This is a genomic window from Clostridium sp. UBA6640, from assembly GCF_002455975.1.
Classification (GTDB): Bacteria; Bacillota; Clostridia; order Clostridiales; family Clostridiaceae; genus Clostridium_J.
Genome location: NZ_DKLM01000073.1, coordinates 1 through 22934, shown reverse-complemented (window position 1 = coordinate 22934; position 22934 = coordinate 1). Strand labels below are relative to the sequence as shown.

Here is a 22934-nt window from a genome sequence, read left to right as displayed (position 1 = left end):
AGTTAAATTTTCATTAAGGAACTCTATATAATATCTTCTTACCTTTAATAACTTTTAATTAAATAGGTTGCTTTTACTTTTTCCACTTTTTTCTTTTGCAAAAGCAATAAAATTGCAATTCCTATTAAATATATTATTGTTATTACGAGTCCTCCTTCTGGCCCAAAGGCTCCACCATTTACTATAGTATCTGTTTTATTAGTAAAAGTAAAAATACTTCCACCCATATTGCCTCCTCCACTTACTAAAAAACCAAAAACATTTCCTTGAGCCCAATTCCATGATGAATGTAATGCACATACGCCCCATAAGCTATCTTCATACATAGCATAAAAAGCTGCAAATACTCCAAATAATATTAGATTTATAATAGCTAGCGGACTAATTCCACTATTTAATAAATGCAAAAACCCAAATATAGAAGAAGATATTAAAACTCCTACAGGAATATTAATTTTCGTCCCTAACACTGGTAAGGCATATCCTCTCATCATTATTTCTTCTGTAGCACCTTGTATTATCCATCCAATAATCATAAATAAAAATCCAAATACCATCGAAATATCATTGAAAATTAAATCTCCCTTTGATACTTCTACTTCCCCTAAGAACATTAACATTATAGCGGACAATGCTATCATCAAAAAACCAAATAAAAAACCTCTTATATATTTTTTAAAGGCTCCATCAAGGTGGAAACCCATAGTAGCAATAGATCTCCTTTCCACAAATTTAACCCATAGAAAATAAATCAAAATACTACCTCCAAAGGATAATATAAGCTGTAATCCTCCACCAAAGCCTCCACCAATTTTACCAATAAACTCATTAATACTTTCTCCTGGATTATTAATAAGATATATTCTATAAACTACTATAATTATTGGTAATGTAACATACTGAGAAAGAAGCATAACGATTATAGGCATAAATATTACCAAAATGGGATTAGTAATCCTTTTTCCTTCTCTAACTTCTTTAAATAATCTTTGTTCTTTTGAATATAGTTTTATTCCCATAAAATCCCCCTCTAAATCTTTTAAAATTAATTGTCTACTCCAATAGGCAATTGATTAAAACACTTTTATCTTTCTTATAAAGTAAATTAAAACATTTTTAATTTTAGTTATACATCTACATATTTTAATCTTACATAATTATTCCATATGTTTTAAGTTTTTTCCTTCCAACTATTCCTTTTTTGCATAAATTTTACATATGCTTATCATTAAATAAATTTAGCTACATAAGAAAATATAAATATTCAATATAGAACTTTTCTTTATATTAAACTATTTATAAAATTAAAAAGTAGAAGTTATTTATCTTCTACTTTTTTGAATATAGCTAAGGTATATGAAATAAAATAGCTAGTTAAAGATGGAACATATATTTTGCATCAGACAAGNNAGTTATTTTTTTGAATATGCCTATTATTAATTAAAATTCTTTTTTCTTATAAATATTTAATGATAAAACTAAAGATAATAAATATATAAGCAAGGCCATACATATAATAACTATTCCAATTTGAGTATCTGATAATGATAATAATTTTTCTTTTATAGATAATATAAAGGAATTATTATTATCATTTATTAATTTAATTATCATAGGAACAACTAGAAATAACATAAATATGACCACATTTAAATACCTAAGCTTAGCATAACCATATTTAAAGTATAGAGGAAAACTTATTGCCATAAAAATCATAATTCCAAATAAAAAGCCAACAATATCTTCTATACCCATGTTGCCTGTCATTTTACCTACACCTATAGAAGACATTATGAATATGCCTCCCATAGTCAATACAATTGCTATTGCAGAAAAAATTATTACAGATAGATATTTAGCATACACTATACTATCTCTAGACACAGGTAATGAATTTAATAAAAATTCACTATTATTTTTATCATCATGACTTAATCCACCTAATAAATACACGTAAGAAATCATCATCGGTATCATAATATATGCACCTCCACCTGATGAAGCAAATAATAAATTCCCTACTAATGCATATAATAATATAAATTTTATACTATTTTTTTGTACTACAAAGTCTTTAATCAGCAAATTCCACATGATTTAGTTCCCCCTTACACTGTAAACCATAATATCGTCTATAGTTGGTCTTTCTATAATAACTTTATTCCCAAATATTTTTTTTGTTTTTTCTTTATTTGAGGTTAATCCTTCAAACCCAAATTTACTTTTTTTCACACCAATAAATTCTTTCTCTGTGTCTCTGTCTAAAAGTTCATTATCTCCTTTAACTATTCCATAGCTTTCAATTATGCTGTCCTTTTCATCTGAAAAGATTATTTTACCATTATTTATAAAAGTTATATAATCTGCTATCTTTTCTAAATCTGTAGTTATATGAGAGGAAAAAATAAGAGATTTATTCTCATCTTGGATTATACCTCTAAATATATCTAAAATTTCTGCTCTTACTACTGGATCTAACCCTGAAGTAGGCTCATCCATTATAATAAGCTCTGCATTATGGGATAATGCCAATATTATAGAATATTTCATCCTCATACCTTTAGATAATTCTTTAATTTTTTTATCTCTAGGTAGTGAAAATTCATCCATATATTTTTTATAAAGTTTTTCATCCCATCTTTTATAAAAGGGGGCTATTATTTTTTTCATACTTTCACAAGTTAATTCTTCATAAAAGTAGCTATTATCGTAAACAAAACCTATTCTTTCCTTAATTTCTCTTTCATCTTTTACAGAATCCAATCCAAAAACCTTAATATATCCACTATCTTTTCTAATCAAATTCATTATAAGCTTTATAGTTGTGCTTTTTCCTGCACCATTAGGACCTATAAAGCCCATAACATATCCTCTATCTAAATTAAAGCTCACGTTATTAAGCTCAAAATCACTATATTTTTTTGATATATCTTTAATCTCTAAAATTTTTTCCATACTTATTCCTCCTCATAAACTAAATCTATCATTTCCTTTAACTCAATAGCTGAAATATTTAGTGCTTTTCCTTCTTGAACTACTTCTGTAATCTTTTCTTCTAGTTCTTTAAGTCTCTTTTCTCTAATGAATTCACTATTTTGTCCAGATACAAAAGTTCCTTTTCCTCCTACTGTTTCAACAAAGCCTTCTTTTTCTAGTTCTTCATAAGCCCTTTTTGTGGTTATTACACTAATTTGAAGCTCTTTTGCTAAATTTCTTATAGAAGGAAGAACTTCACCAGGCTGTAAAACTCCATTGATTATATGAGCCTTCACTTGGTTTGCTATTTGCTCATAAATCGGCTGTGATGACGAATTAGATATTATTATATTCATAGGTTCCTCCATTATTTAAGAGTATATAAAGTATATACTGTATATATTCACTATGCACAGTATATACTTTCTTAATATACACTGTCAATATGTTTTTTATAAAAAATACAACAAAAAAACAGAGTTAATAAACTCTGTTGCAAAATGAATTCCTATAACAAAATATTAAAATTTANNAGTAATGCAATAAAAATTATAACAAAAATTTTTCCTTTAAATTGTTTATTAGGAGTACGACCGTAAAATCTACCATTTTGTCCATTAATCAAACAGTAATATGTATCATACTTATAAGAATATTTACAAACCCATACTGGAACTAGTACTTCATGACTAGATATCTTAATTATTTCATGTGAATTTATATTATTAAATTTCTTTTTCATCTCTTTAGTATTGACTTTAGCAAGTCCACTATTTATAAACATCTCTAATTTTTTTAGTATTGCACCTCTATAATGTTGAAGGCATTCTTCATAGTTTTGAGAAAACCTCTCCTTAGTTCCTTGTTTTTTTTCATATCCGCTAATGGACATTCTCGAAAAATCAAAAGGTGCTATTTGATCCATGTCATATCTATGAAGTATTTTAGATGCAAACATAGTATAATCTTTTGCTTTGAATTCTTCATTCTTTGAAATTAAAGTACTAATTCCTCTTTTAAGCCCATGTCTTTTTTGCACTTTTATATTATAATCTGCACTAACATTTAAATCACAAACATAGCAAGGAGCATAATGGGCATTTATCTCCATTAACTTAACATCCTCTTTAAAACCTAAAGGTGTATTTTTTCTACTATTAACCCACTTATAAAATATTTCTTCTATATTTTTTTCTTCTAATATCTCAAAATCAATGATGTATATCTTTTCATCCATATATCTTTACCCCTATAAAATTATCATCTCCCCCAATAATTATCGTTAAAATCTCATATTTCTTTAATCTGCCTTTTCCTTTTCTCTCCTACATAATATCATAAGTTATATTAGTACAGTGAACTTCTCCTTTATGTAGGTTCCAATAAATTCTTACATTAGGATTTCTAGCTGAAAATCCCTTTATTAAATTAACTATTTCATATATATATACCTGTTCAATTTCTCCGTCAATTTCCTTAATTTTAGAACATTCAAATTCTCTAGTTTCCACATTTAGTATATATATGTGATCATAACTATGAATTTGCTTAACTAAAACTTTTCCATTATCATCCACTAAATACCATGATATCGGAAGATCATCATTTACATACTCCCCTGGAATAGTTTCTATATATATATTTCCACTTTCTAAATTATGTGCAACTCCACATCTATACTGTAATAGGTTCTTATCATATTGATTTTCTACATTACAATCAATCCTTTTTAGCACAATACCACACCTTTTATTTATATTTATAAAATTAATATTCCATATGTTTACATATATATCACATTAAAATATGATATATAGCTCCATAAGACTATTTACTTAGATATTATAATTCTCAACTTAAAACAGTGCACAATGNNAACTGAGAAATATCCACAACTGCGAACTGTGCATTGTGAATTTATTAGTTCTAATTATAATATTAAAAAGCATCAACTATTTTCACATACATTAATTTTAAAACTGGTATACCTATATACTAGATTTACCCTACTAAAAACTATTTATACTAATCATTAAAAAGAATAAAGCTTACTAATAATTGTCCATTAGTAAGCTTTATTCTTATACTTTAATATTTAATTTCACTATCCATATTAAATTCATCTTTTAAAATTCCCATAATTATATAATCAGTGTACTTACCATTAATATAAAAAGCTTGTCTTCTTCTCCCTTCTTCTTTAAAACCACATTTTAAATAGCATTTATATGCTCTAATATTATAATCATGAACAGATAGTTCTAGTTTATTTAAATTCAATCTATTAAAAGCATAATTTTGAAGCAATTTTATAGCCTCATAGCCATAACCTTTACTCAAAAAATCTGTTCTTCCTATAACTATACCTATAGTTGCTATCCTATTTTTCCAATCTATTTTTAACAAATCTATTTGTCCTATATATTCTTCTGTTTCTTTTAAAGCTATAATAAAGTTAGCAGTATTACTAGAAGTATTCTCAAGAATGGAATTTAAATAACTTTCAGTAAAATTTAATGTATGAGGAGGCAAAAATATATCTGCTAACATATCTGTTATCTCATGATCATTTACCCATTTTCTTATACAAGGTAAATCTTCTCTTTTATATTCTCTAAGCATAATATTCTTTCCATATAATCTTGGCATAAATAATCCCCCTTAAAAGTAAAGTTATAATTTATATCATAATTTCTAGAAAGCTATATATATTCCTTTGTTTATTTTTATAAATTTACAAAAATAAAAGAACCCTAAAAAGAGTTCTAATTATTTTTTTTGTTCTTTATGTATTCAAGTATATCGTTAAACTTTCTAGATGTAACATTAGGATAAGCTTTTAAAAGAGATTTATGCTTAAGCTTTAATCTACTCATAACTTTTTCGCTATACTGCTTAAAATTAGTATTTCTAAAATCAAGTTTGGAATTGATTTCTTCTTTTCGCTCTCCTATATTGTCTCTCATATCATTAATATTATCAAATAATCCATTTTTCATCTCTATTAGATTTTCTCTAAATTCATCAGCAATATTATTTAATTCCTTTAATATATTATTAAATTCTATTAAATTGTTAATAGTTAAAGTAAAATCTACTACAAACAAGATTAATGTAAATGTATATAATAATTCTGATAAAAATGGAGGTATAGAATAAACCAAAGCTTCTATCCTTGGATGTATTATCCTCATTACAAAAATACTTATAACTCCCCAAAAAAGAGAAAATTTTAAACAAATATATCCTTTTATATTAAATTTCTCATCAGTATAATCCCACCATCTAGCTCCAAATAATTTTTCTAATAAATACCCTGTAACATATTCTATAATGCTAGCTAATATAAATCCCCCTAAAAACAAGTAAAANNTTATAATACCTCTAAACACCATCCTAAAAGGCTATAAATTATAAAATAAGAAAAAAGATAATAAAAATTAAAACCTTCCATAAATTACCTCCTATTTTCTTCTGAGCTAGCTCCGTTGTATTTTAACATATGTTAACCTCTAATTCAATAATAGTAAAAATAATGAATATCTATCAGCTCTAAAATTAATGTATTGGAATTTATTTCAGATGATGATTTTTTTTATCTTTATATTGGTAAAATTAAAAGATGGTTGCTAAAAACTAGCACCATCTTTCTTATTATTTAAGCTTTGATTCTATTATTTCTTCTATTTGATCAGCTTCTTTATCTATAATTAATATTACATAATTTCCGATAGCTTTTATTTTTCTGTTTTTAACAAGTTCATGTTGATCTGGCAGGTACGTTGACCATTGTTTATCTAAATCTTCTCCACGTTTTTCAACTGACTTTTTAATATCTTCAACTTTAGAGCTATCTTTAACTTTTATTATAGCTAATTCATTAGATTTAACATTCAACATTGCAGTTCTAATTTCTACTTCTGCTACATCTTCTGGATTTATATAATAATTTTTCTCTAGTGTATCATCTTCAGATAAATTTCCTATACCCAATTCAACTTTTTCTTCTATTGCAGCTATTATATCAGCTACAGGAATATCTTTAATTGCACCTTCATCTCCTTTTTTTGCACAGCCACCAAAAGTAAACACTATCAATAATGCTGATATTAAGGTAATTAATTTTTTCATATGTTATCCTCCTTATAAATACAATTTAGTCATCTTTAAAAAATAACTAACCAAAAATGTGGATATGTAATTATACTAGCTAGTTATTGTTTAAAATATGCCTTATTTATATATCTAAAACATATACGAAGATAAATTTAATAAAGTTCATTTTTATGATATATTTTTTTAATCTTGTAAAAAATAATAGATTTAAATTCCTTGACTTTAAATCAACTTATGCTATTTCCTTTATAGCTTCTTCAGCATCAAGAAATTTATTGGAAGAAATTTTTACTCCTATAGCTCCAAGTGGAGCTGTTATTAATATAGATAAAAATGCTATTGCTAACATAATATCTCCAGATGCTACCCCAGCTGACAAGGGCACTGCCCCAATAGCTGCCTGTACTGTAGCTTTAGGGATATATGCTATTACACAGAATAATCTTTCCTTTAAATTTAAATTTGTACCAATAGTACAAATAAATACTCCTATACTTCTTCCTAAAAGCCCAAATAATATTATCACTATACCTAAAAGTCCAGCATCTATAGCTACTGATATATTGACCTGAGCTCCTACTAATACAAATAAAAATATTTCTGCAAATATCCACATTTTATTAAATTTATCTGAAAGCGCTTTTCCTATAGCATTATTCTTTTCCGTTATTACAAATCCAATAGTCATGACCCCTAATAAAGTAGCAATCTCCATTTTATCTTTTAATACACCTTCTAAGGAATTTAATAATATTGCTGAAGCTAATACCAATAAAACCTTTTTAGTATCTCTAATTTTAAAAATTTTAAATACTTGAAGTATCATTATCGAAACAATTATGCCAAGTAGAATTCCGAGTAGTATTGATAGCGGTATTTCTAGCACCTTCAATCCTAAATTCACTTTATTTCCTCCATACATACTTAAAAAAGAGGTAAATATAGTTATCGCAAAGACATCATCTATTGATGCTCCTGCTAATATTATTGTTGGTATTCCCTTATTAGTGCCAATTTTGTTTTCAATAAGTTCTAACATAGATGGCACAATTACCGCTGGTGAAACAGCAGCTATTATAAATCCTAATATCCCTCCCTCTATAAAAGTAAATCCTAATAATTTTGTACATATGATTGCAATGAATAATCCCTCTATTATTCCAGGAATACAGCTAAATTTTATAGCAGTAATCCCAACCTCCTTAAGCTCTCTTTTATTAATTCCAAGTCCTGCCCTCAGTAATATAATAATGAGCGCAATTTTTCTTATATCAGGAGAAATCATTAAAATACTATTACTTAATAAATTTAATCCATAAGGTCCAATTATTACTCCTAAAATCAACATTCCTAATAATCCTGGCAATTTGATTTTATTAAAAATACTATTTACTATAAAACCTAATAGTAAAATTAGTGCTATACTCGTAGCCATGTAAAACCCTCCTTAAAATATTTAAATATTAAAATAAAAAACTCCTACAAGATAGACCTCTGTCATCTTGTAGGAGTCATTAGCATTTCTGCAATTATGGTGAACTCCATCACCTTGTGATATTATTGAATATATGAGATGCACATAAAGCTACATCATTATCAGTATATAATTTAACAATTTATATGTCAATTATAAAATGTTAATCATATATATCTGAAAATTCTAAATTTATTTCATCCTCGTGACTATTTATAAAACTCTTATCATAATTATCTTCAATAGCACAAGCTCCACAAGGAATTTCAATAATAAAAGAGCTTCCCATATTCACTTCACTTTCAATATAAATCTTTCCACCATGCATCTCTACTAATGCTTTTGTTAATGAAAGCCCTATTCCACTCCCTTCTTGATTTCTTGTAAGGAGATTATCTACCTGTCTAAAACGTTCAAATATTATTTCCTGTTTATCCTTAGGAATTCCCACGCCTGTATCTCTTACTATAATTTTTACTTTATCCTGTTCATCATATATATCTACATAAATAGTTCCACCTTTAGGTGTGAATTTGACAGCATTAGAAAGTAAATTTAATATGATTCTCTCCATTTTATTTGGATCAAAACAAGCTGTTTTCTCCTCTATTTCTGTATCAAAGATAAGACTTATATTCTTTCTCTCTATATAATTGGCTACAGACATTGTAATATCTTCTATAAATTCTACTATATTTAAACTTTGACATTGAAGATTAAAATATCCAGCATCTATTTTTGTAATATCAATTAAATTATTTATAAGTCTTAATAATCTCATACTATTTTGTTTTAGTGCACCCATTCTTTTATATGTAGTTTCATTCTTATATATTATGTTTCCATTTTCTACATACATATCATGAAGTTGAAGCGTACTTAAAATAATATTTAAAGGAGTTCTGAGTTCATGCGATATATTAGCAAAAAACTCTGTTCTTAGATTTTCATATTCTATAGCTTTTTTATATAGTTCATTTTTATATTCCATTTTAACAAATAATAAAATTACAATTAAACTCAATATAGCAATGATTGAAATTATTGCCGCCTTAATCTCTGCAGGGATTTGATTAAATATAGAGGGATCGTTCATTATCTCTGCATTACGTGGTAATTCTTTATTTTTTATGGAGCATTTTTTCATAACATCATAATTAAACATATATTTAAAGTTTTTATCCATTATAGGTTCGATCATTTTTGCCTCTTCCCCATTTAGCACTTTATAACATATCTTTCCGGTAGCTTGTCCTATTTTAAGCCCATCTAATACTATCCCTCCCAATACTGCCTCACTAAAATAAGGTTGAGCCCAAGTATATAATGGTGCTTTTGTATAATTAACTATAATATTAGCGATATTTGTTCTGTTTAATATTTCATTATTTCTATCCTTATAAACTCCATAAATGAAATTTATACTATTTTTCTCAGTTTCCTGTAATTTATTAATAACTTGTTCTATATTATCAGTTTGAATTATGTTAAACTTAAAATCCTTGTATTTTTTTTCTATCTTTTTAACTTCATTTATATAAACTGTAGATGTTTTGCTATTATCAAATAGAAAGTTTAATACTTTTACATCACTATGAAGTTTTAAAGCAAGTTCAACAATGTCGGTTATAGGCTGTTCTTCTTTTACACCTGTAGAAAAGTTTTTTAATGTATCATTTATTTTTATATTTGGATCATTAATACTAGTATACACAACAGGAGTGCCATAAAATATGTCCTCGTAGCATTGATTAAAAGCTTCAAAAGCTTCATCATCACATACAACTATTAAATCATATTTTTGATTTTTAAATTTTATAGTGTAATCTTTTATCATTTGTTCTGTATCAATAGCATTTTGCTTGCTATCTAAATATTCAAAATTGTATACTATTTTTTTAAAACCTTTATCTAATATACTTTTTATTCCTGAAAAAATACTAGCTTCCCAAGGTTCGTCAAAGTGATAGGAGTTAATTATCAATATCTTCTTATCATCAGAATTAGAATCTAATGAATATGCTTTAGTTGAAAGATTTGCACATATTATTAATAAGACCATAAAACATATAACTAATTGTTTTATTTGATTTTTCATATTGCCTCCATATTTTCACTAAGTCTCTTACAATATATTGGTATTATGTATTTTTTATACTGTAACAATTACCATTATACTACAAAATTAACGACATGAAAATGTTAACATACAATTTAAAAATTTTTTAAATTTATTTTTTATTTTTTCATGGGTTTTTACAATTGTCTTGTGTCTAAGTTAGTGTAACTATGTAGTTTAATTTTTTATAAGCTAGCTTAAACTTTAATATTTTATTTATTTCAAATTTATATGTAAATACGTTTTAAGATAGATATTAGGAGGACTATCATGAAAAAACTAGGAAGCACTACAGTTATATTAGGCTTCATAGCCTTTTTTATAATTATGCTATTAATATATTTAGATTTTCAAATTGGGAAATCTCTTATAAATTATTGGCCTATATTATTTGTCTGCCTTGGTGGTGAATTGTTATATGAAAGTAAGGATACAGAAGATTTGCATAATGCAAAATACAATAAAGGTATTTTTTTAATCATACTTCTATTTTTATGCGCTCAAGGATATTACAACATTAATGACAATGTAAAAAATAATATCTCCAAAAATAAGTATGGTATAACTGTAGATAATATATTTACCTATAGCAATACTTTATCAATTTAAAACAATAGAAACTCATAAAATTTTATATAAAATAAATTTTTTAAATTTATTCGTGGGTTTTTCTAAATTATGTTGTCTAAATATATGAAAGGAAATATGAGGAGGAATGTTATGAAAAAACTTGGAAGCAATACCGTTGCAATAGNNAATCTCTTATAAATTATTGGCCAGTATTATTTATATGCTTTGGCGGAGAATTACTATATGAAAGCAGAAAAAGAGATAATTTTGGTACTATGAAATACAATAAAGGAATTTTTTTAATTATTCTTTTATTTTTATGTGCTCAAGGATATTATAATATTAAATGGCATGTAGAAGCTAATCTTCCTGAATATAGACATTTTATAAATGCAAATGATATGTTTTTTAATTCTATGGGTATAAAAGCAGATACGGTTATTCAGGGTGAAAATACAAAATTAATACTTAATGCACATAATGCAGATTTGCAAGTAGTAAAAAGCGATGATAAAGTAGTAAAATTTAATGGGCTTATATTTAAAAATTCTCATACTGATGAAGGTATTACTACTTTAAAATCTCAAGTAGATAAAGGAGTTATTACAATAAATGCTAATACTGATGATATATATAACATGGTTGGAGTTTTGTATGTGCCTAAGAACCTTGAAATCACTTTTAATGTTGATAGGTTAAAAGTAAATGCAGAGGAAGGTGTAGTAATTAAATAATTTGGAGTGATTAATTTTGGAGGAAAAAGAATTAATAGATAGAATACGAGATGGAGATAAGGATGCATTTGTAGTATTTGTAGATAAATATAAGAAAAAAATTGTTTCCCTATGTTACTCCTATACCTCTGATTACGGTGAAGCCGAAGATTTATCTCAAGAAGTTTTTATAGCATTTTATAAAAATATAAGTAACTTTAGAGGAGATAGCTTGGTATCAACTTATCTATATAGAATAACTATTAATATATGTTTAAACTTTAAAAAGAAAAATAGCCTAAAGGGCTTTTTAGGAGGGCTTTTTAACGTTCATAAAGAGCATAGTTTAAATTTAGACGATAAGACCTATGTAAGACAATGTATTAGAGAACTTCCTGAAGATTTAAAAAATGTTATAGTGTTTTATTATTATATCGGTCTTAGTTATAAAGAAATCGGTGACATTTTAGGAATTTCCGAAAGAGCAGTTGAAGGTAGGTTGTATAGAGCCAAGCAAAAACTTAAGGTTAACTTAGAAAAAGGGGAGGTAGTACTATGGAGCAACAAAGGGACTNNGAATTATTTAAACGCTGTGATAATGATTTTACAATAAGCGATAATTATAATAATAACTTATTAAACAAACTTGAAGAAAGCAATAAGCCTGTAGAGATTAAAATAAAAAATAAATTTTTAAATTTCTTTTATAGGAAAAAAGAAGGTTTTAGTCTTATATTTAGTGGAGTTTTAATGCTTTTAATAAACTCTTTAGGATTATCTTCAAAAATAGCAGAATTTTTTATGAGACTAAAAGTATTATTTTTCTTAGGATAATATATAATATAGGAGGATTATTATGATATATAAAAGAAGAAGTAATTTCTTAAACTTTATATTTGCATGTATACCTGGTGCAGGATATATGTATAATGGACTATTAAAAAGAGGATTAGAAGTGTTATTAGGATTTGGATTTGTGCTTTTATTAGGTGACTTTTTACATTTAGATATACTAATACCAGCAATACTCATGCCATTTTGGTTCTATACTTTCTTTGATACCTTTAACGTAAAAGCAAGATTGGATCATGGTGAGTATATTGAAGATAAATTTATACTTTTAGATGATCCTTCAAATTTTAAAATTTCTTTTAATAAATTAAATCTTAAAATAATAGGAACTGTTTTTTTAGGTATTGGATTTATATCTGTATTTAACTTAATACTAAATGATCTTGCTAACTATTTAAATTTAAATATAGATTTGTACAGAATTTCTTATACAATAAGGTCATATTTTATGCCTATTTTATGTATAGTATTGGGATTCTATCTTTTAAGAAAAAATAAAAGCAAGGAAGATTATAAAAAATTGCTGATAAATCCTGATAGTACTGAAAATATGGATGAAGAAAATCGTGGTTAATCACCACGATTTTTTTAATTATTGATTGTTTTTTATGGAATTTGTAAAGTTTTGCTTTTATTATTTCATTTGCAAATATTTTTCTCCTTTTAATACTTTTGTAAAAAATTCCGTCCCTCTGCATTGTACAATCACCTATATTATGAAATATATTATATTTATTAGTTAAAATTTAAATTTCACATATTATATTTCTATTTAATAATAATGCTATGAGCTTCGAAAAAGCTTTCTATACTTTCCTTTGATGATAATTTATCTTTTAAAACTTCCTTCTCCCATAATAATTTATCCTCAGCATATTTTCTTAAATCTTTTCCATAAAAATCTTCAACTTCTTTTCTTGAAATATTAAATGATAATTGATTTTCCGTATGCAAGTTTAACTCTATATTTTCTACGTTTTTAATTAATATAAACAATGTAGTAATGTTATTCAAAAATATTTTTTTAGTATTTTCATCATTAAAATATTTATGTAAATCCTCTTCTTCTATATTTGAATGTCCTTTATACTCATAATCTACCTTTATACTATCATTCGTCAATGAAAATTCCTTTATAAACATATTCCCAGGTAAAATTGAAAGAATCCCTCCTACTTTACTATTATCACCCACATAAGAATTTTTGTATTCTAATAATTTATCTATATCTAACTCATCTACACTGTATATATCTCTTTTATAATTATTATCTTTAATTTCACTATTTTTACATCCTATCATAAACAGCAATGTAAAAAGTAAAGTAAAAACTAAAAGAAATTTCTTCTTCATTTTTATATCACCTCATTTATTAATTATATTTTTTAAAAATAACAAGCCAAAAATATTAATGTATTTTATATAAGACAAAACATCGGGTATTAGTAAATCAATCTGCTATAAAATAAGTTAACATATTAGCTTATTATTTTAATCACCTTTACTTTTAGGACCAAAAACATAAGATAATTAAACTTTTCTATAACTTAACTGAATTTATTTTAGTTCTATATCAAAACCTTCATAAATTTCTATTACTTCGTCAAAATTCAAAGTACATATGTCATATACTTTATTCTTATCTAAAGATTCAGTTTCCCAAATAAAACTATAAGCTTTTTCATCTATCTGCTTAATCTTATCAAATTCTCCCCATATTTCATTTCCCTTATCGTCAATAAAGAATATATTAGAGTATTGGTATAGTGGTGCAGTACCTTCTACTTTATAATGAACTAAGGTTTTTTCTTTAAAAAACTCTATCTTATCTATAGTAAGTTTTCCTATTTTTCCTTGAGACAATTCTATAGGATATTTACTATTAATCTTTTCTGATACTACAGTTCTAGCAGGGTCTTCTGAGTTTATATATTTATATGGCACCACTTTAAGCTTTTTAGGTATTTTTTTAACTGGGTCAAAAATTAACTCTCTTTCAAAATTTTCTCCAGAGCGTGACCCTCCTGCACTCTTACTTTGTATTTGCATATTACTATCATCAAATAGAAACCAATCATCATCTTCATCTTTATTATCACTTAAATTTTTATAAACTCCACTAATTGATATATTAGTATTTATAGGCGTAAGTGATATTTTCTCTATAACTATATCCTCATTAGGTAAACTTACAGATTTTAGGGGAGTAAATATATTATATTCTTTAGCTATCTTTTCTTTTCCAATTCCAGAAACATCAAATTTAAAATCCCAATGACCTTTTACATTACCTATTCCATATATTCCTAAGTCCAGTTTAAAACTTTCTGGTATTTCTTCTTCTCTTATAAAATGAAAACTTTGATAAGCTATATAGGTTTTTTCATTAATAAATTCCCCTTCTTGGCTCATACCACTGCCATAATCTCTATTATTTATTTTAAATTTGCCTATTTTTATATGGGGATATTGGATATTTTCTTCAAATTTCTTATCATTTTTTATAGTATAAGCTATTGTTATACTGCTATTGTCAGTAACTATCTCATTTACAGTTACTTCCATTCCTTTATAAGTTTTAGATATATTTATATCTTCACTATATTTAATATAGTTTTCTCCTATATTAAATACTTGATTTAACTTTTCAAAAACAGAATTTAAAATAGGTATATCCTTTGCCAATGTAGGATTTACTGCAAATAGCCCTATACCCGCTGTTACAACAACACTTGCTGCTACTATACCTTTAATATTTTTCTTCCTTTTTCTTTCTGGTAAATCCTTCAAGGTTCTATCTATAAAATTTATTATATTCTCTGGAAGGCTAATAACTTCTTCGTTAATATCATCTCTTAATAATCTATCAAATGATTTCTCATCCATTACACTATCCCCCTATACTCTAAATATTCTTGAAGCTTTGATCTAGCTCTAGACAGTCTAGATTTTACTGTCCCTTCAGGTATATCCATTATCTTACTTATATCTTTAACAGATATATCTTCATAATAAAAAAGTATAATTGGAACTCTGAGTTCCTCTGAAAGCTTATTTATAGCTTCTCTAACCTCTAAATTCCCATGATTATCTTCTACCCCATCTTCTTTTAATTTATCAATAGGAACAATTCTTTTTTGACAATTATAAATTCTCCTACATTCATTAATTAATATTTTTATAATCCAAGTTTTAAAATATTGATCTTTCTTAAGATTTATTATACTTTCGTAAGCTTTAATTATAGTTTCTTGTATGGCATCCTCACAATCTTCATCACTAGATAATATTCCTTTAGCTACTCTATAAAGGCTTTTCTCACAGCTTTTAATAAGAGATATAAAAGCTTTTTTATCACCTTTTTTAGCTAGTTTTACTTCATATTCTAAGGGTTTATTTATATCCTCTTTCATTACTAACTCCACCTTACTTCCTCCCTTCACAACCATTAGATAAACTATATAGGAGGTTGGTTCACTAAAATATAAAAAATTATTATTTATGGATATTTCTCAGTTGTCACTAAGAAATTTAGAATTGATTTTGTAGCGGCGAACAGTGTTCGCCATATATTATTGAATTATTAGATATCTAAAAAACCAGCAATTACATTGCTAGTCAAAAAATAAACTCCTCCTTAATTATGAACTGTGCATTGTGCATTATTTAAGGTTGTGTATTGTTTAAAGTTATCCACAGTTTTAATTTTTTATAATTTCCTATAGAATAAAAATAAGGCTGTCTTAGAATTAACTTAAAGAGTTAATTCTAAAACAGCCTCTAATTACATTTTATTATATTGAAGATAAATCTTCAGATTCATTAAATTCTTACTTTTGTTTATATTTCTTAATAGTGAGTCTCTTTCATTAAAGTATTCATATACACTTTCTATAAAAAATAAAATAACAATTGCATTTATACCTGTAACAATAGTAGAAATAGCGCTGCTCTTTACCCCATAGCATATAGTAAATATAACTATTGAAATAATAATTGCTATTAAAAACTTTAAGGTAGAATCTTTTAGTACATATTGCTTTTTCATAAAAGTTTTTGAACTGTTATTTAAAAAAATATCTTGAATTAACTCTTGGCTTTGAAGAATATTTTTCTTACTTCCATCACATTCACCATATTGTTTGATAGAATTTATATCTTCAAAGCGATCTGCCAAAAAATTATAAATTTTAGCAGTTCTTATTTCCTCTTCTGTAGAGCTGTGGTTTATTAAAGCTTCCTGATAATTATTAAGTTTTACTTCTGCTATATACTTACCAGTTGATAAACTTTTTCTATACATATTATCTAAATATGCCTCATTAAATTTTGAATTTTCATATAAAAACATTAAATTAGTACATCCCTTCAACTCTACATCCTCCTATCTATAAAAGAAATAAAATGACCTATTAAGAATACACTGTAAATAAATAAAATTCAATAGTTTTTTATATATTTATTTATAATATTTTTAAATAGTATTTTTATTGCAATTTCTCTTTAAATAAATAGAATATTTTACAACTTATTAAAGGTTAGTTTGCATTGAAAAATCTGGCTTTCTGACTGTTTTTCAATCCCTTCAATGTAACAAGTGTTTTCATCGCATNNATTTTCATCCTCTAAATCATTATACTTATAGAAAAAAATCTTTTCCCCACATTTTGCTTCTTTAATAAAATTTAATTGGAGCGTTTCTATTCTCATATCTTTGTATATTTCTAATGGAAAACAATCCTCAACCCATTCTATGTACTTAGCATTATTAACGTGAAGATTTAAATCTATATCATTATATCTAACTTTCTTCTTTGCAACTAGAACTTTATCACATTTAGGGAATTTAATCTTTTCTAATCTCTCATAAGGTTCAAAACGATTTTCTATAGCTGGAATATCTATAGGTAATTTACTTATTCTTTGAGGAAACATAGAATCTTCAGCAACTAATAAATAAGCTGCATTAATATCTCCTATATGATTTTCCTCTCCATCATAAATTCTAAAAGAACGAGTAAAAAACATTTTATCTACGCCACTAGGCCATGTTTCCACAATTACTTCATCATTCCAATTAACATATTTCTTCATCTTTATTTTTAATCTTGAAACTACCCAAAATAAGTTATGTTTTTTTAAATCTTCATATCCTACTCCTAAAAGTTCCGCATGTATGCTTGAAGTTTCCTGCATATAATTGATTAATGAATGCATTTTTATTTTTGTACTATAGTCTGTTTCATTAAACTTAACCTTATAAACTTCTCTATGTATATTCTTCATAACAATCACCTCTTAATTTGTTTATAATTAAAAATATCATCTATTTTAAAATTACATCTAATGTGTAAATATTTCTTTAAGAAGAAGTGCTAATAAATTACTTATTATTAATTTTATAGTCCTATAGTATATTTCTACAATAACACTATATTTAAATATAAACAATAAAAAATTCTTAAATAGTTATAGATTTCTTGAAAAAATAATTTGATACTCAAAACATTTTCTACATACTATAAACTATACGTATTTTACAGATTTAGATACTCAAAAACATTATTATAGATATAGTTCTAAAGAAGCAAGGCAAATAGAAAAGTGTGGTTAACCCACACTTTTTAACATCTACTTATTGGTCCATATTTATGTTTATCAAGCTTTAATAATGCTTGTGTCAGCTCCTCTACCTGTTACTTTCCATCCATAATAATCTTATATATAATTACAATTCGTTAATGTTAAAGGTCAAAATATAAACTATCATCTTTTATAAAGAGCTTTTATATAGGCTATTTAATAAATTCTTATATAGTTTGACAATGCGTCCATAAGCTTTTCTTCATTTCTTAATGTAAGTTTTTTGAGATTAATATTAATCTCATCCTCACTATCTTTAATCATTATTATCATCATGTTATCTTTAATTTTAATTTTTTCAACCTTATCCATATTTATACTCTTACTAAATATAGTTCCGCTATTAACTATTATCTTTTTATTCTTTATACTTACATAGTTTATTTTACTTATATTAAAAAAATAGATAGCAAATATTAATGTTAGTATTACAAAAATAAGTATCAATAAACTAAAACCTTTAAATACTTCTGATAATGAGCTACAATTAAAAACTAAAAATCCAAATACAAAACTGCTTATAATTGCTAAAAATAAAAAAATAGTTGCAGTAATTGAATATACACTTCTCTTCTTATACTTTAAATTATACTCGTTGATTTTTTCCATATTTAATCCCCCCCATTAAATATTATACCATATTGTTCCATAATTTTTAAACAATTGTAAGAATATTTTTACAATTTAAATTATTTTATATGGCATATAAATTAGACTATGCTTTAATTTGATGTTGAAAATTGATATAGTATTAAAAAGGGTAATAAGGATACATCTGTAAATCCTGCAATAAGATTTTTGCTGATTTCACAAACTCTGCTACTTACAAAAACAATAAAGCATAAAAAAGGAATTCACCATCTCCAACACATTAATGCTATACACAGTAAATTAAAGAAATATATGAATAGTATTAATGTTATGATTAGCATATAGCTGAACTATGATTTAATACTCAGTTGTATATTAACCAAACATTTTCTATATGAAAATAGTTGCGACAATAACCTGTATTTTATATATACTTTTTCTTGAAAGGAGATTTTTTATATGGATTGGCTAAAAAGGATGAATCGTGCATTGGACTATGTTGAGAGCAATCTTACAAATGAAATTGACATGAATATGGTGTCTCAAATGGCATTATGTTCATCTTATGATTTTCAAAAAATGTTCTCGTTTATAACTGGAATATCACTCGTTGAATATATAAGGCGTAGAAGACTAACTATTGCAGCCTTTGAAATTCAAAACAGTGATATAAAAATAATGGATGTTGCTTTAAAGTATGGTTATGAATCACCAGTTTCATTTACAAGAGCATTTCAGGTGTTGCATGGTATAGCGCCATCATTGGCCCGTGATGGTGGAGTTGTACTTAAAGCTTATCCTCGAATATCCTTTCAAATTTCTATTAAAGGGGAGAGTGAAATGGAATACAGAATTGAAACAAAACAAGCTTTTGACATTTTTGGAATTGAGACTATTGAGTCTTCAATTGGAGATGAAATATATCAAAGCCCCGCTCAACTTTGGCAAGATTGTCAGAAAAATGGACTGTATGAAAAGTTGTTTAAAGACTCTGGCAATTTACCATCGTTTATTTCACAAGATTTATGTAAAATTCATGGTGCAGTAAACTATAGAAAAACAGAAAAAAATACATTTCCTTATATGCTTTGTTCTTTTGTAAGTGAAAATAGTAATACAAAAGGTTATAGTATCGCTCACATTCCAGAGCAAACCTACGCTATTTTTCCATCTAAAAGATTCCAATGGGATAAAGATTTAATGAAAATTATAGCCACACTCCAAAGAAGATTTTATACGGAATGGTTACCAACTTCAAACTACGAAAAAATTGAAGGTGGGGAATTTGAAGTTTATGGTGGAACTCCTGAATATGGTTATATTGAACTATGGTATCCAGTAGTAAAAAAAGAATAACTAACTTATACTTTTAAAGTTTTTAATGAACATTTTTTAAATATGGATCAAGGGAATTAAACTTACTTCCCTTGATTATTTTTACTTATAACATACTCTTAAATATTTCCAGAGCATTTGTATGTTCAATTAAAATTTTGATACCTATAAATATTAATATAATTCCACCTAATATCTCTGCTTTACTCTCTAAAACATTACCTAAACTTTTACCAGCTATAACTCCAAAGAAACAGGTTGCAAAAGTAATTATAGAAATTAAAGCAACTGCTAAAACTATATTTACACTTAGAAAAGCAAAGCTAACTCCTATTGCTAAAGCATCTATACTAGTGGCAATAGCAAGCAAAAGCATTATTTTCGCTGTTAAATCGTATTTAAGTTTATCTTCATCATTACCCTTTATGGCTTCATAAATCATTCTACTACCTATTATAGATAACAATATAAAAGCTATCCAATGATCAAACTTTATTATATAATCTGAAAAATTAACACCTAATAACCATCCTATAAGTGGCATAAGCCCCTGAAATATCCCAAAATAAGCACCTACTCTTATAGCATTTTTTATTCTATGTCCTTTCTCTTTCATTCCAATGGTTAAAGATACTGCAAAAGCATCCATTGCTAAAGCTAATGACGTTAAAAAAATTGATATAATGCTCATGTTAACCCATTTCTCCTTCTAAAATTTTAATAATAATTTTCTAATAAAAATAAAAGACTTATGTATAGCACAAAAAATATTTTTTGTGCTATACATAAGTCTCACCATTTAATACAAAGCCAGATGCGAAGCATCAGTATGTTGACCTTGAAACAGATTACTCTGCCAGCTACTCCCTTATGTTCCCTATATTTATCTATTACTAATTATATAATAAACTAAACATACTGTAAAGCGTCTAATGGTAATATTTTACATAAAACATGATTTATTCCTATTTGGTTCTCTTTATTCGAGACAATTCTTCTCTAAAAGTATCCTTTAATTCTCTAGAAATTTCTGCAAACTCTTCACTAGAGGAAGCTATTTCTTGCAATGACTGATTTTGCTCTGTAATAACTTTAGAACTTTCAAGAGATATCTTCTCAATATTCTCAATGGCATACAACATTTCATTAGAAGAATGTTCTATATCATTTATAAATTCTAAAAGTTTTCCTACTCCATTTACTCCATTTAGAAGATCCTTATCAGTTTTATCTATAAACTCTACAGTACTTTGTACTATTTGCATTATGGCATCTATAGTTTCTTTAATTTCTTTAGTAGATTCTTGTGATACCTCTGCTAGTTTTCTAATTTCTTCTGCAACTACTGCAAATCCCTTGCCAGATTCGCCGGCTCTAGCTGCCTCTATTGATGCATTTAGTGCTAATAGATTTGTTTGAGAGGCAATTCCCTGTATTGTAATTAATATATCCATTATAAGTTCTGACTTACCTTTTAAATCATTTATCTTGTCTACGGACCTTTTCATAGAATTATTTATAGATTCTATATTGTTTTTAACTTCGTTACCAAATTTAGTGCAAGCATCTGTTTTTTTGTAGACCTCTTTAGCTTCATTTAAGCTATTCTTAGCCTCATTTAATACCTCATTCGATTGAATTTGTATATTACTTGAAACTTTTGATATTTCTTGCATTGAATTAGCTATTTCAGAAGACATATTATTAATTTTTGACGAATTGCTATCTACAGTATTTATTAACTCTTCATATTTACTATTATTTTTAATTATCTCAACAGCACCTAATGGATTCCCTTTATCGTCATACATTCCTGAGTTTGATGCTAAAGTTGAAAATCTTTTTCCTTTTCTATCAATCATTTCTGCTAATGAGTCTTTAATGAAATTTTTGCTATAGACTGCCTTAGTAGTAGGACAATCTTTGCAAATCTCTGTATTAAAAATTTGTTTGCAGGTCATATTTTTTGCTTCATTTTCTGTATATCCTGTTAGTTCCTCCATAGCTTTTGACCAGTATATTATATTATAATCCATATCTCTAACATAAAAAGGATCTGGTACCGCATCTCTTATAGCTCTTAACATATATACTTCTTTTTTTAACTCTTCTATTTTTTTATTTTTATCTTCTATTTCCTGTAATAGCCTTTTGTTCTTACCAAACACTTAAATTCCCCCTTAAATTATTTTCATTATTAATTTTATAAATTAGTTTATAAGCTAATATGGGAAACTAGCACTTGTATTGCTAGTTAAAAAACTCATTAAAGAAATTATTTTGATAAAAAATAGCCTCCACCTTAATTATGCATTTTGCATTGTGAATTGAAATACTTAAGAATGTAGCTATACCCAGATATACATCAATTTTAAAATAATTCACATATAGATGTACCACTTCTAAATTTGATTTATACCTAAAAGTAATTAACATTTATTGGTACCGCCACTAATGCTAATAAAATCACAATTCACAATTATGGGCATCTCTCAGCGATTGCTGAGAAATTTAGAATTTATTCCGTAGCGGCGAACAGTGTTCG

23 protein-coding genes and 1 riboswitch are annotated in these 22934 nt (G+C 26.3%); of the genes, 5 read left to right on the top strand and 18 right to left on the bottom strand.

What is annotated here, in order from left to right; all coding sequences use genetic code 11:
• Positions 1-44: 44 nt before the first annotated feature.
• From B2W91_RS08070 to B2W91_RS08025, 10 genes are all read right to left on the bottom strand, one after another.
• Positions 45-1019: a CPBP family intramembrane glutamic endopeptidase gene (locus B2W91_RS08070; RefSeq protein WP_291579923.1), complete on the bottom strand. Its 975-nt coding sequence runs from the start codon at positions 1017-1019 to the stop codon at positions 45-47.
• A 421-nt stretch (positions 1020-1440) separates the two neighbouring features.
• Positions 1441-2094: an ABC-2 transporter permease gene (locus B2W91_RS08065; protein WP_291579921.1), complete on the bottom strand. Its 654-nt coding sequence runs from the start codon at positions 2092-2094 to the stop codon at positions 1441-1443.
• Between the two features lie 3 nt (positions 2095-2097).
• The gene (locus tag B2W91_RS08060) at positions 2098-2955 is read right to left on the bottom strand and encodes an ABC transporter ATP-binding protein (protein WP_291579920.1); all 858 of its coding nucleotides are present in this window, start codon (positions 2953-2955) and stop codon (positions 2098-2100) included.
• 2 nt (positions 2956-2957) lie between these two features.
• Entirely contained in the window at positions 2958-3332 is a 375-nt protein-coding gene (locus B2W91_RS08055) for a GntR family transcriptional regulator (RefSeq protein ID WP_291579919.1), read from the bottom strand.
• A 969-nt stretch (positions 3333-4301) separates the two neighbouring features.
• The gene (locus B2W91_RS08050) at positions 4302-4712 is read right to left on the bottom strand and encodes a hypothetical protein (protein WP_291579918.1); all 411 of its coding nucleotides are present in this window, start codon (positions 4710-4712) and stop codon (positions 4302-4304) included.
• A gap of 352 nt (positions 4713-5064) precedes the next feature.
• Positions 5065-5625 carry a GNAT family N-acetyltransferase gene (locus B2W91_RS08045; RefSeq protein ID WP_291579917.1) on the bottom strand — a complete coding sequence of 187 codons (561 nt, stop codon included), beginning with the start codon at positions 5623-5625 and terminating at the stop codon, positions 5065-5067.
• Between the two features lie 116 nt (positions 5626-5741).
• Positions 5742-6371 carry a putative ABC transporter permease gene (locus B2W91_RS08040; protein ID WP_422653269.1) on the bottom strand — a complete coding sequence of 210 codons (630 nt, stop codon included), beginning with the start codon at positions 6369-6371 and terminating at the stop codon, positions 5742-5744.
• Between the two features lie 259 nt (positions 6372-6630).
• Positions 6631-7107, bottom strand: a complete 477-nt coding sequence (locus tag B2W91_RS08035; protein WP_291579915.1) for a DUF4358 domain-containing protein — start codon at positions 7105-7107, stop codon at positions 6631-6633.
• Between the two features lie 217 nt (positions 7108-7324).
• A complete protein-coding gene (locus B2W91_RS08030) occupies positions 7325-8527 on the bottom strand; it encodes a cation:proton antiporter (RefSeq protein WP_291579913.1) in 1203 nt (400 codons plus the stop codon).
• Between the two features lie 63 nt (positions 8528-8590).
• A riboswitch (Fluoride riboswitch) is annotated at positions 8591-8650 on the bottom strand.
• Positions 8651-8729: 79 nt separating this feature from the next.
• On the bottom strand, positions 8730-10664 hold the full coding sequence (locus tag B2W91_RS08025; RefSeq protein WP_291579911.1) for a sensor histidine kinase: 1935 nt from the start codon (positions 10662-10664) through the stop codon (positions 8730-8732).
• 291 nt (positions 10665-10955) lie between these two features.
• On the opposite strand from B2W91_RS08025, the gene B2W91_RS08020 reads away from it, so the two are divergent.
• The 4 genes from B2W91_RS08020 to B2W91_RS08005 all read left to right on the top strand — a co-directional run bounded on the left by B2W91_RS08020 (position 10956) and on the right by B2W91_RS08005 (position 13394).
• Positions 10956-11294, top strand: a complete 339-nt coding sequence (locus B2W91_RS08020; protein ID WP_291579909.1) for a hypothetical protein — start codon at positions 10956-10958, stop codon at positions 11292-11294.
• A gap of 236 nt (positions 11295-11530) precedes the next feature.
• Positions 11531-11989, top strand: coding sequence for a hypothetical protein (locus B2W91_RS08015; protein ID WP_291579907.1), 459 nt, complete (start codon positions 11531-11533; stop codon positions 11987-11989).
• A gap of 16 nt (positions 11990-12005) precedes the next feature.
• Complete coding sequence (locus B2W91_RS08010; protein WP_291579905.1) at positions 12006-12581, top strand: RNA polymerase sigma factor; 576 nt, start codon at positions 12006-12008, stop codon at positions 12579-12581.
• Positions 12582-12824: 243 nt separating this feature from the next.
• A complete protein-coding gene (locus B2W91_RS08005; protein ID WP_291579904.1) occupies positions 12825-13394 on the top strand; it encodes a hypothetical protein in 570 nt (189 codons plus the stop codon).
• Positions 13395-13588: 194 nt separating this feature from the next.
• Here the strand turns inward: B2W91_RS08005 and B2W91_RS08000 are convergent, their stop codons facing one another.
• The 6 genes from B2W91_RS08000 to B2W91_RS07975 all read right to left on the bottom strand — a co-directional run bounded on the left by B2W91_RS08000 (position 13589) and on the right by B2W91_RS07975 (position 19072).
• Positions 13589-14173 (bottom strand): DUF4825 domain-containing protein, encoded by a 585-nt coding sequence (locus B2W91_RS08000; protein ID WP_291579902.1) that lies wholly within the window; start codon positions 14171-14173, stop codon positions 13589-13591.
• A gap of 204 nt (positions 14174-14377) precedes the next feature.
• A complete protein-coding gene (locus B2W91_RS07995; protein ID WP_291579901.1) occupies positions 14378-15706 on the bottom strand; it encodes a DUF4179 domain-containing protein in 1329 nt (442 codons plus the stop codon).
• On the bottom strand, positions 15706-16245 hold the full coding sequence (locus B2W91_RS07990) for a sigma-70 family RNA polymerase sigma factor (protein ID WP_291579899.1): 540 nt from the start codon (positions 16243-16245) through the stop codon (positions 15706-15708). The genes B2W91_RS07995 and B2W91_RS07990 overlap by 1 nt, the downstream gene beginning before the upstream one ends.
• A 359-nt stretch (positions 16246-16604) precedes the next feature.
• Positions 16605-17192 carry a hypothetical protein gene (locus B2W91_RS07985; RefSeq protein ID WP_291579897.1) on the bottom strand — a complete coding sequence of 196 codons (588 nt, stop codon included), beginning with the start codon at positions 17190-17192 and terminating at the stop codon, positions 16605-16607.
• A 149-nt stretch (positions 17193-17341) separates the two neighbouring features.
• Entirely contained in the window at positions 17342-18106 is a 765-nt protein-coding gene (locus B2W91_RS07980) for an acyl-[acyl-carrier-protein] thioesterase (protein WP_291579895.1), read from the bottom strand.
• Between the two features lie 513 nt (positions 18107-18619).
• Positions 18620-19072 (bottom strand): hypothetical protein, encoded by a 453-nt coding sequence (locus B2W91_RS07975; protein WP_291579893.1) that lies wholly within the window; start codon positions 19070-19072, stop codon positions 18620-18622.
• A 441-nt stretch (positions 19073-19513) separates the two neighbouring features.
• On the opposite strand from B2W91_RS07975, the gene B2W91_RS07970 reads away from it, so the two are divergent.
• Positions 19514-20410, top strand: a complete 897-nt coding sequence (locus tag B2W91_RS07970) for an AraC family transcriptional regulator (protein ID WP_291579892.1) — start codon at positions 19514-19516, stop codon at positions 20408-20410.
• Between the two features lie 85 nt (positions 20411-20495).
• Here B2W91_RS07970 and B2W91_RS07965 read toward each other — a convergent pair whose 3' ends face one another.
• On the bottom strand, positions 20496-21080 hold the full coding sequence (locus tag B2W91_RS07965; protein WP_291579891.1) for a manganese efflux pump MntP family protein: 585 nt from the start codon (positions 21078-21080) through the stop codon (positions 20496-20498).
• A 274-nt stretch (positions 21081-21354) separates the two neighbouring features.
• The gene (locus B2W91_RS07960; protein ID WP_291579890.1) at positions 21355-22557 is read right to left on the bottom strand and encodes a methyl-accepting chemotaxis protein; all 1203 of its coding nucleotides are present in this window, start codon (positions 22555-22557) and stop codon (positions 21355-21357) included.
• Positions 22558-22934 lie beyond the last annotated feature (377 nt).

What these genes read in the sequence shown, in the direction of transcription:
- B2W91_RS08070 (WP_291579923.1), bottom strand. Translation starts at nt 1,019, where the DNA reads ATGGGAATAAAACTATATTCAAAAGAACAAAGATTATTTAAAGAAGTT.
- B2W91_RS08065 (WP_291579921.1), bottom strand. Translation starts at nt 2,094, where the DNA reads ATGTGGAATTTGCTGATTAAAGACTTTGTAGTACAAAAAAATAGTATA.
- B2W91_RS08060 (WP_291579920.1), bottom strand. Translation starts at nt 2,955, where the DNA reads ATGGAAAAAATTTTAGAGATTAAAGATATATCAAAAAAATATAGTGAT.
- B2W91_RS08055 (WP_291579919.1), bottom strand. Translation starts at nt 3,332, where the DNA reads ATGAATATAATAATATCTAATTCGTCATCACAGCCGATTTATGAGCAA.
- B2W91_RS08045 (WP_291579917.1), bottom strand. Translation starts at nt 5,625, where the DNA reads ATGCCAAGATTATATGGAAAGAATATTATGCTTAGAGAATATAAAAGA.
- B2W91_RS08035 (WP_291579915.1), bottom strand. Translation starts at nt 7,107, where the DNA reads ATGAAAAAATTAATTACCTTAATATCAGCATTATTGATAGTGTTTACT.
- B2W91_RS08030 (WP_291579913.1), bottom strand. Translation starts at nt 8,527, where the DNA reads ATGGCTACGAGTATAGCACTAATTTTACTATTAGGTTTTATAGTAAAT.
- B2W91_RS08025 (WP_291579911.1), bottom strand. Translation starts at nt 10,664, where the DNA reads ATGAAAAATCAAATAAAACAATTAGTTATATGTTTTATGGTCTTATTA.
- B2W91_RS08020 (WP_291579909.1), top strand. Translation starts at nt 10,956, where the DNA reads ATGAAAAAACTAGGAAGCACTACAGTTATATTAGGCTTCATAGCCTTT.
- B2W91_RS08015 (WP_291579907.1), top strand. Translation starts at nt 11,531, where the DNA reads ATGAAATACAATAAAGGAATTTTTTTAATTATTCTTTTATTTTTATGT.
- B2W91_RS08005 (WP_291579904.1), top strand. Translation starts at nt 12,825, where the DNA reads ATGATATATAAAAGAAGAAGTAATTTCTTAAACTTTATATTTGCATGT.
- B2W91_RS08000 (WP_291579902.1), bottom strand. Translation starts at nt 14,173, where the DNA reads ATGAAGAAGAAATTTCTTTTAGTTTTTACTTTACTTTTTACATTGCTG.
- B2W91_RS07995 (WP_291579901.1), bottom strand. Translation starts at nt 15,706, where the DNA reads ATGGATGAGAAATCATTTGATAGATTATTAAGAGATGATATTAACGAA.
- B2W91_RS07975 (WP_291579893.1), bottom strand. Translation starts at nt 19,072, where the DNA reads ATGGAAAAAATCAACGAGTATAATTTAAAGTATAAGAAGAGAAGTGTA.
- B2W91_RS07970 (WP_291579892.1), top strand. Translation starts at nt 19,514, where the DNA reads ATGGATTGGCTAAAAAGGATGAATCGTGCATTGGACTATGTTGAGAGC.
- B2W91_RS07965 (WP_291579891.1), bottom strand. Translation starts at nt 21,080, where the DNA reads ATGAGCATTATATCAATTTTTTTAACGTCATTAGCTTTAGCAATGGAT.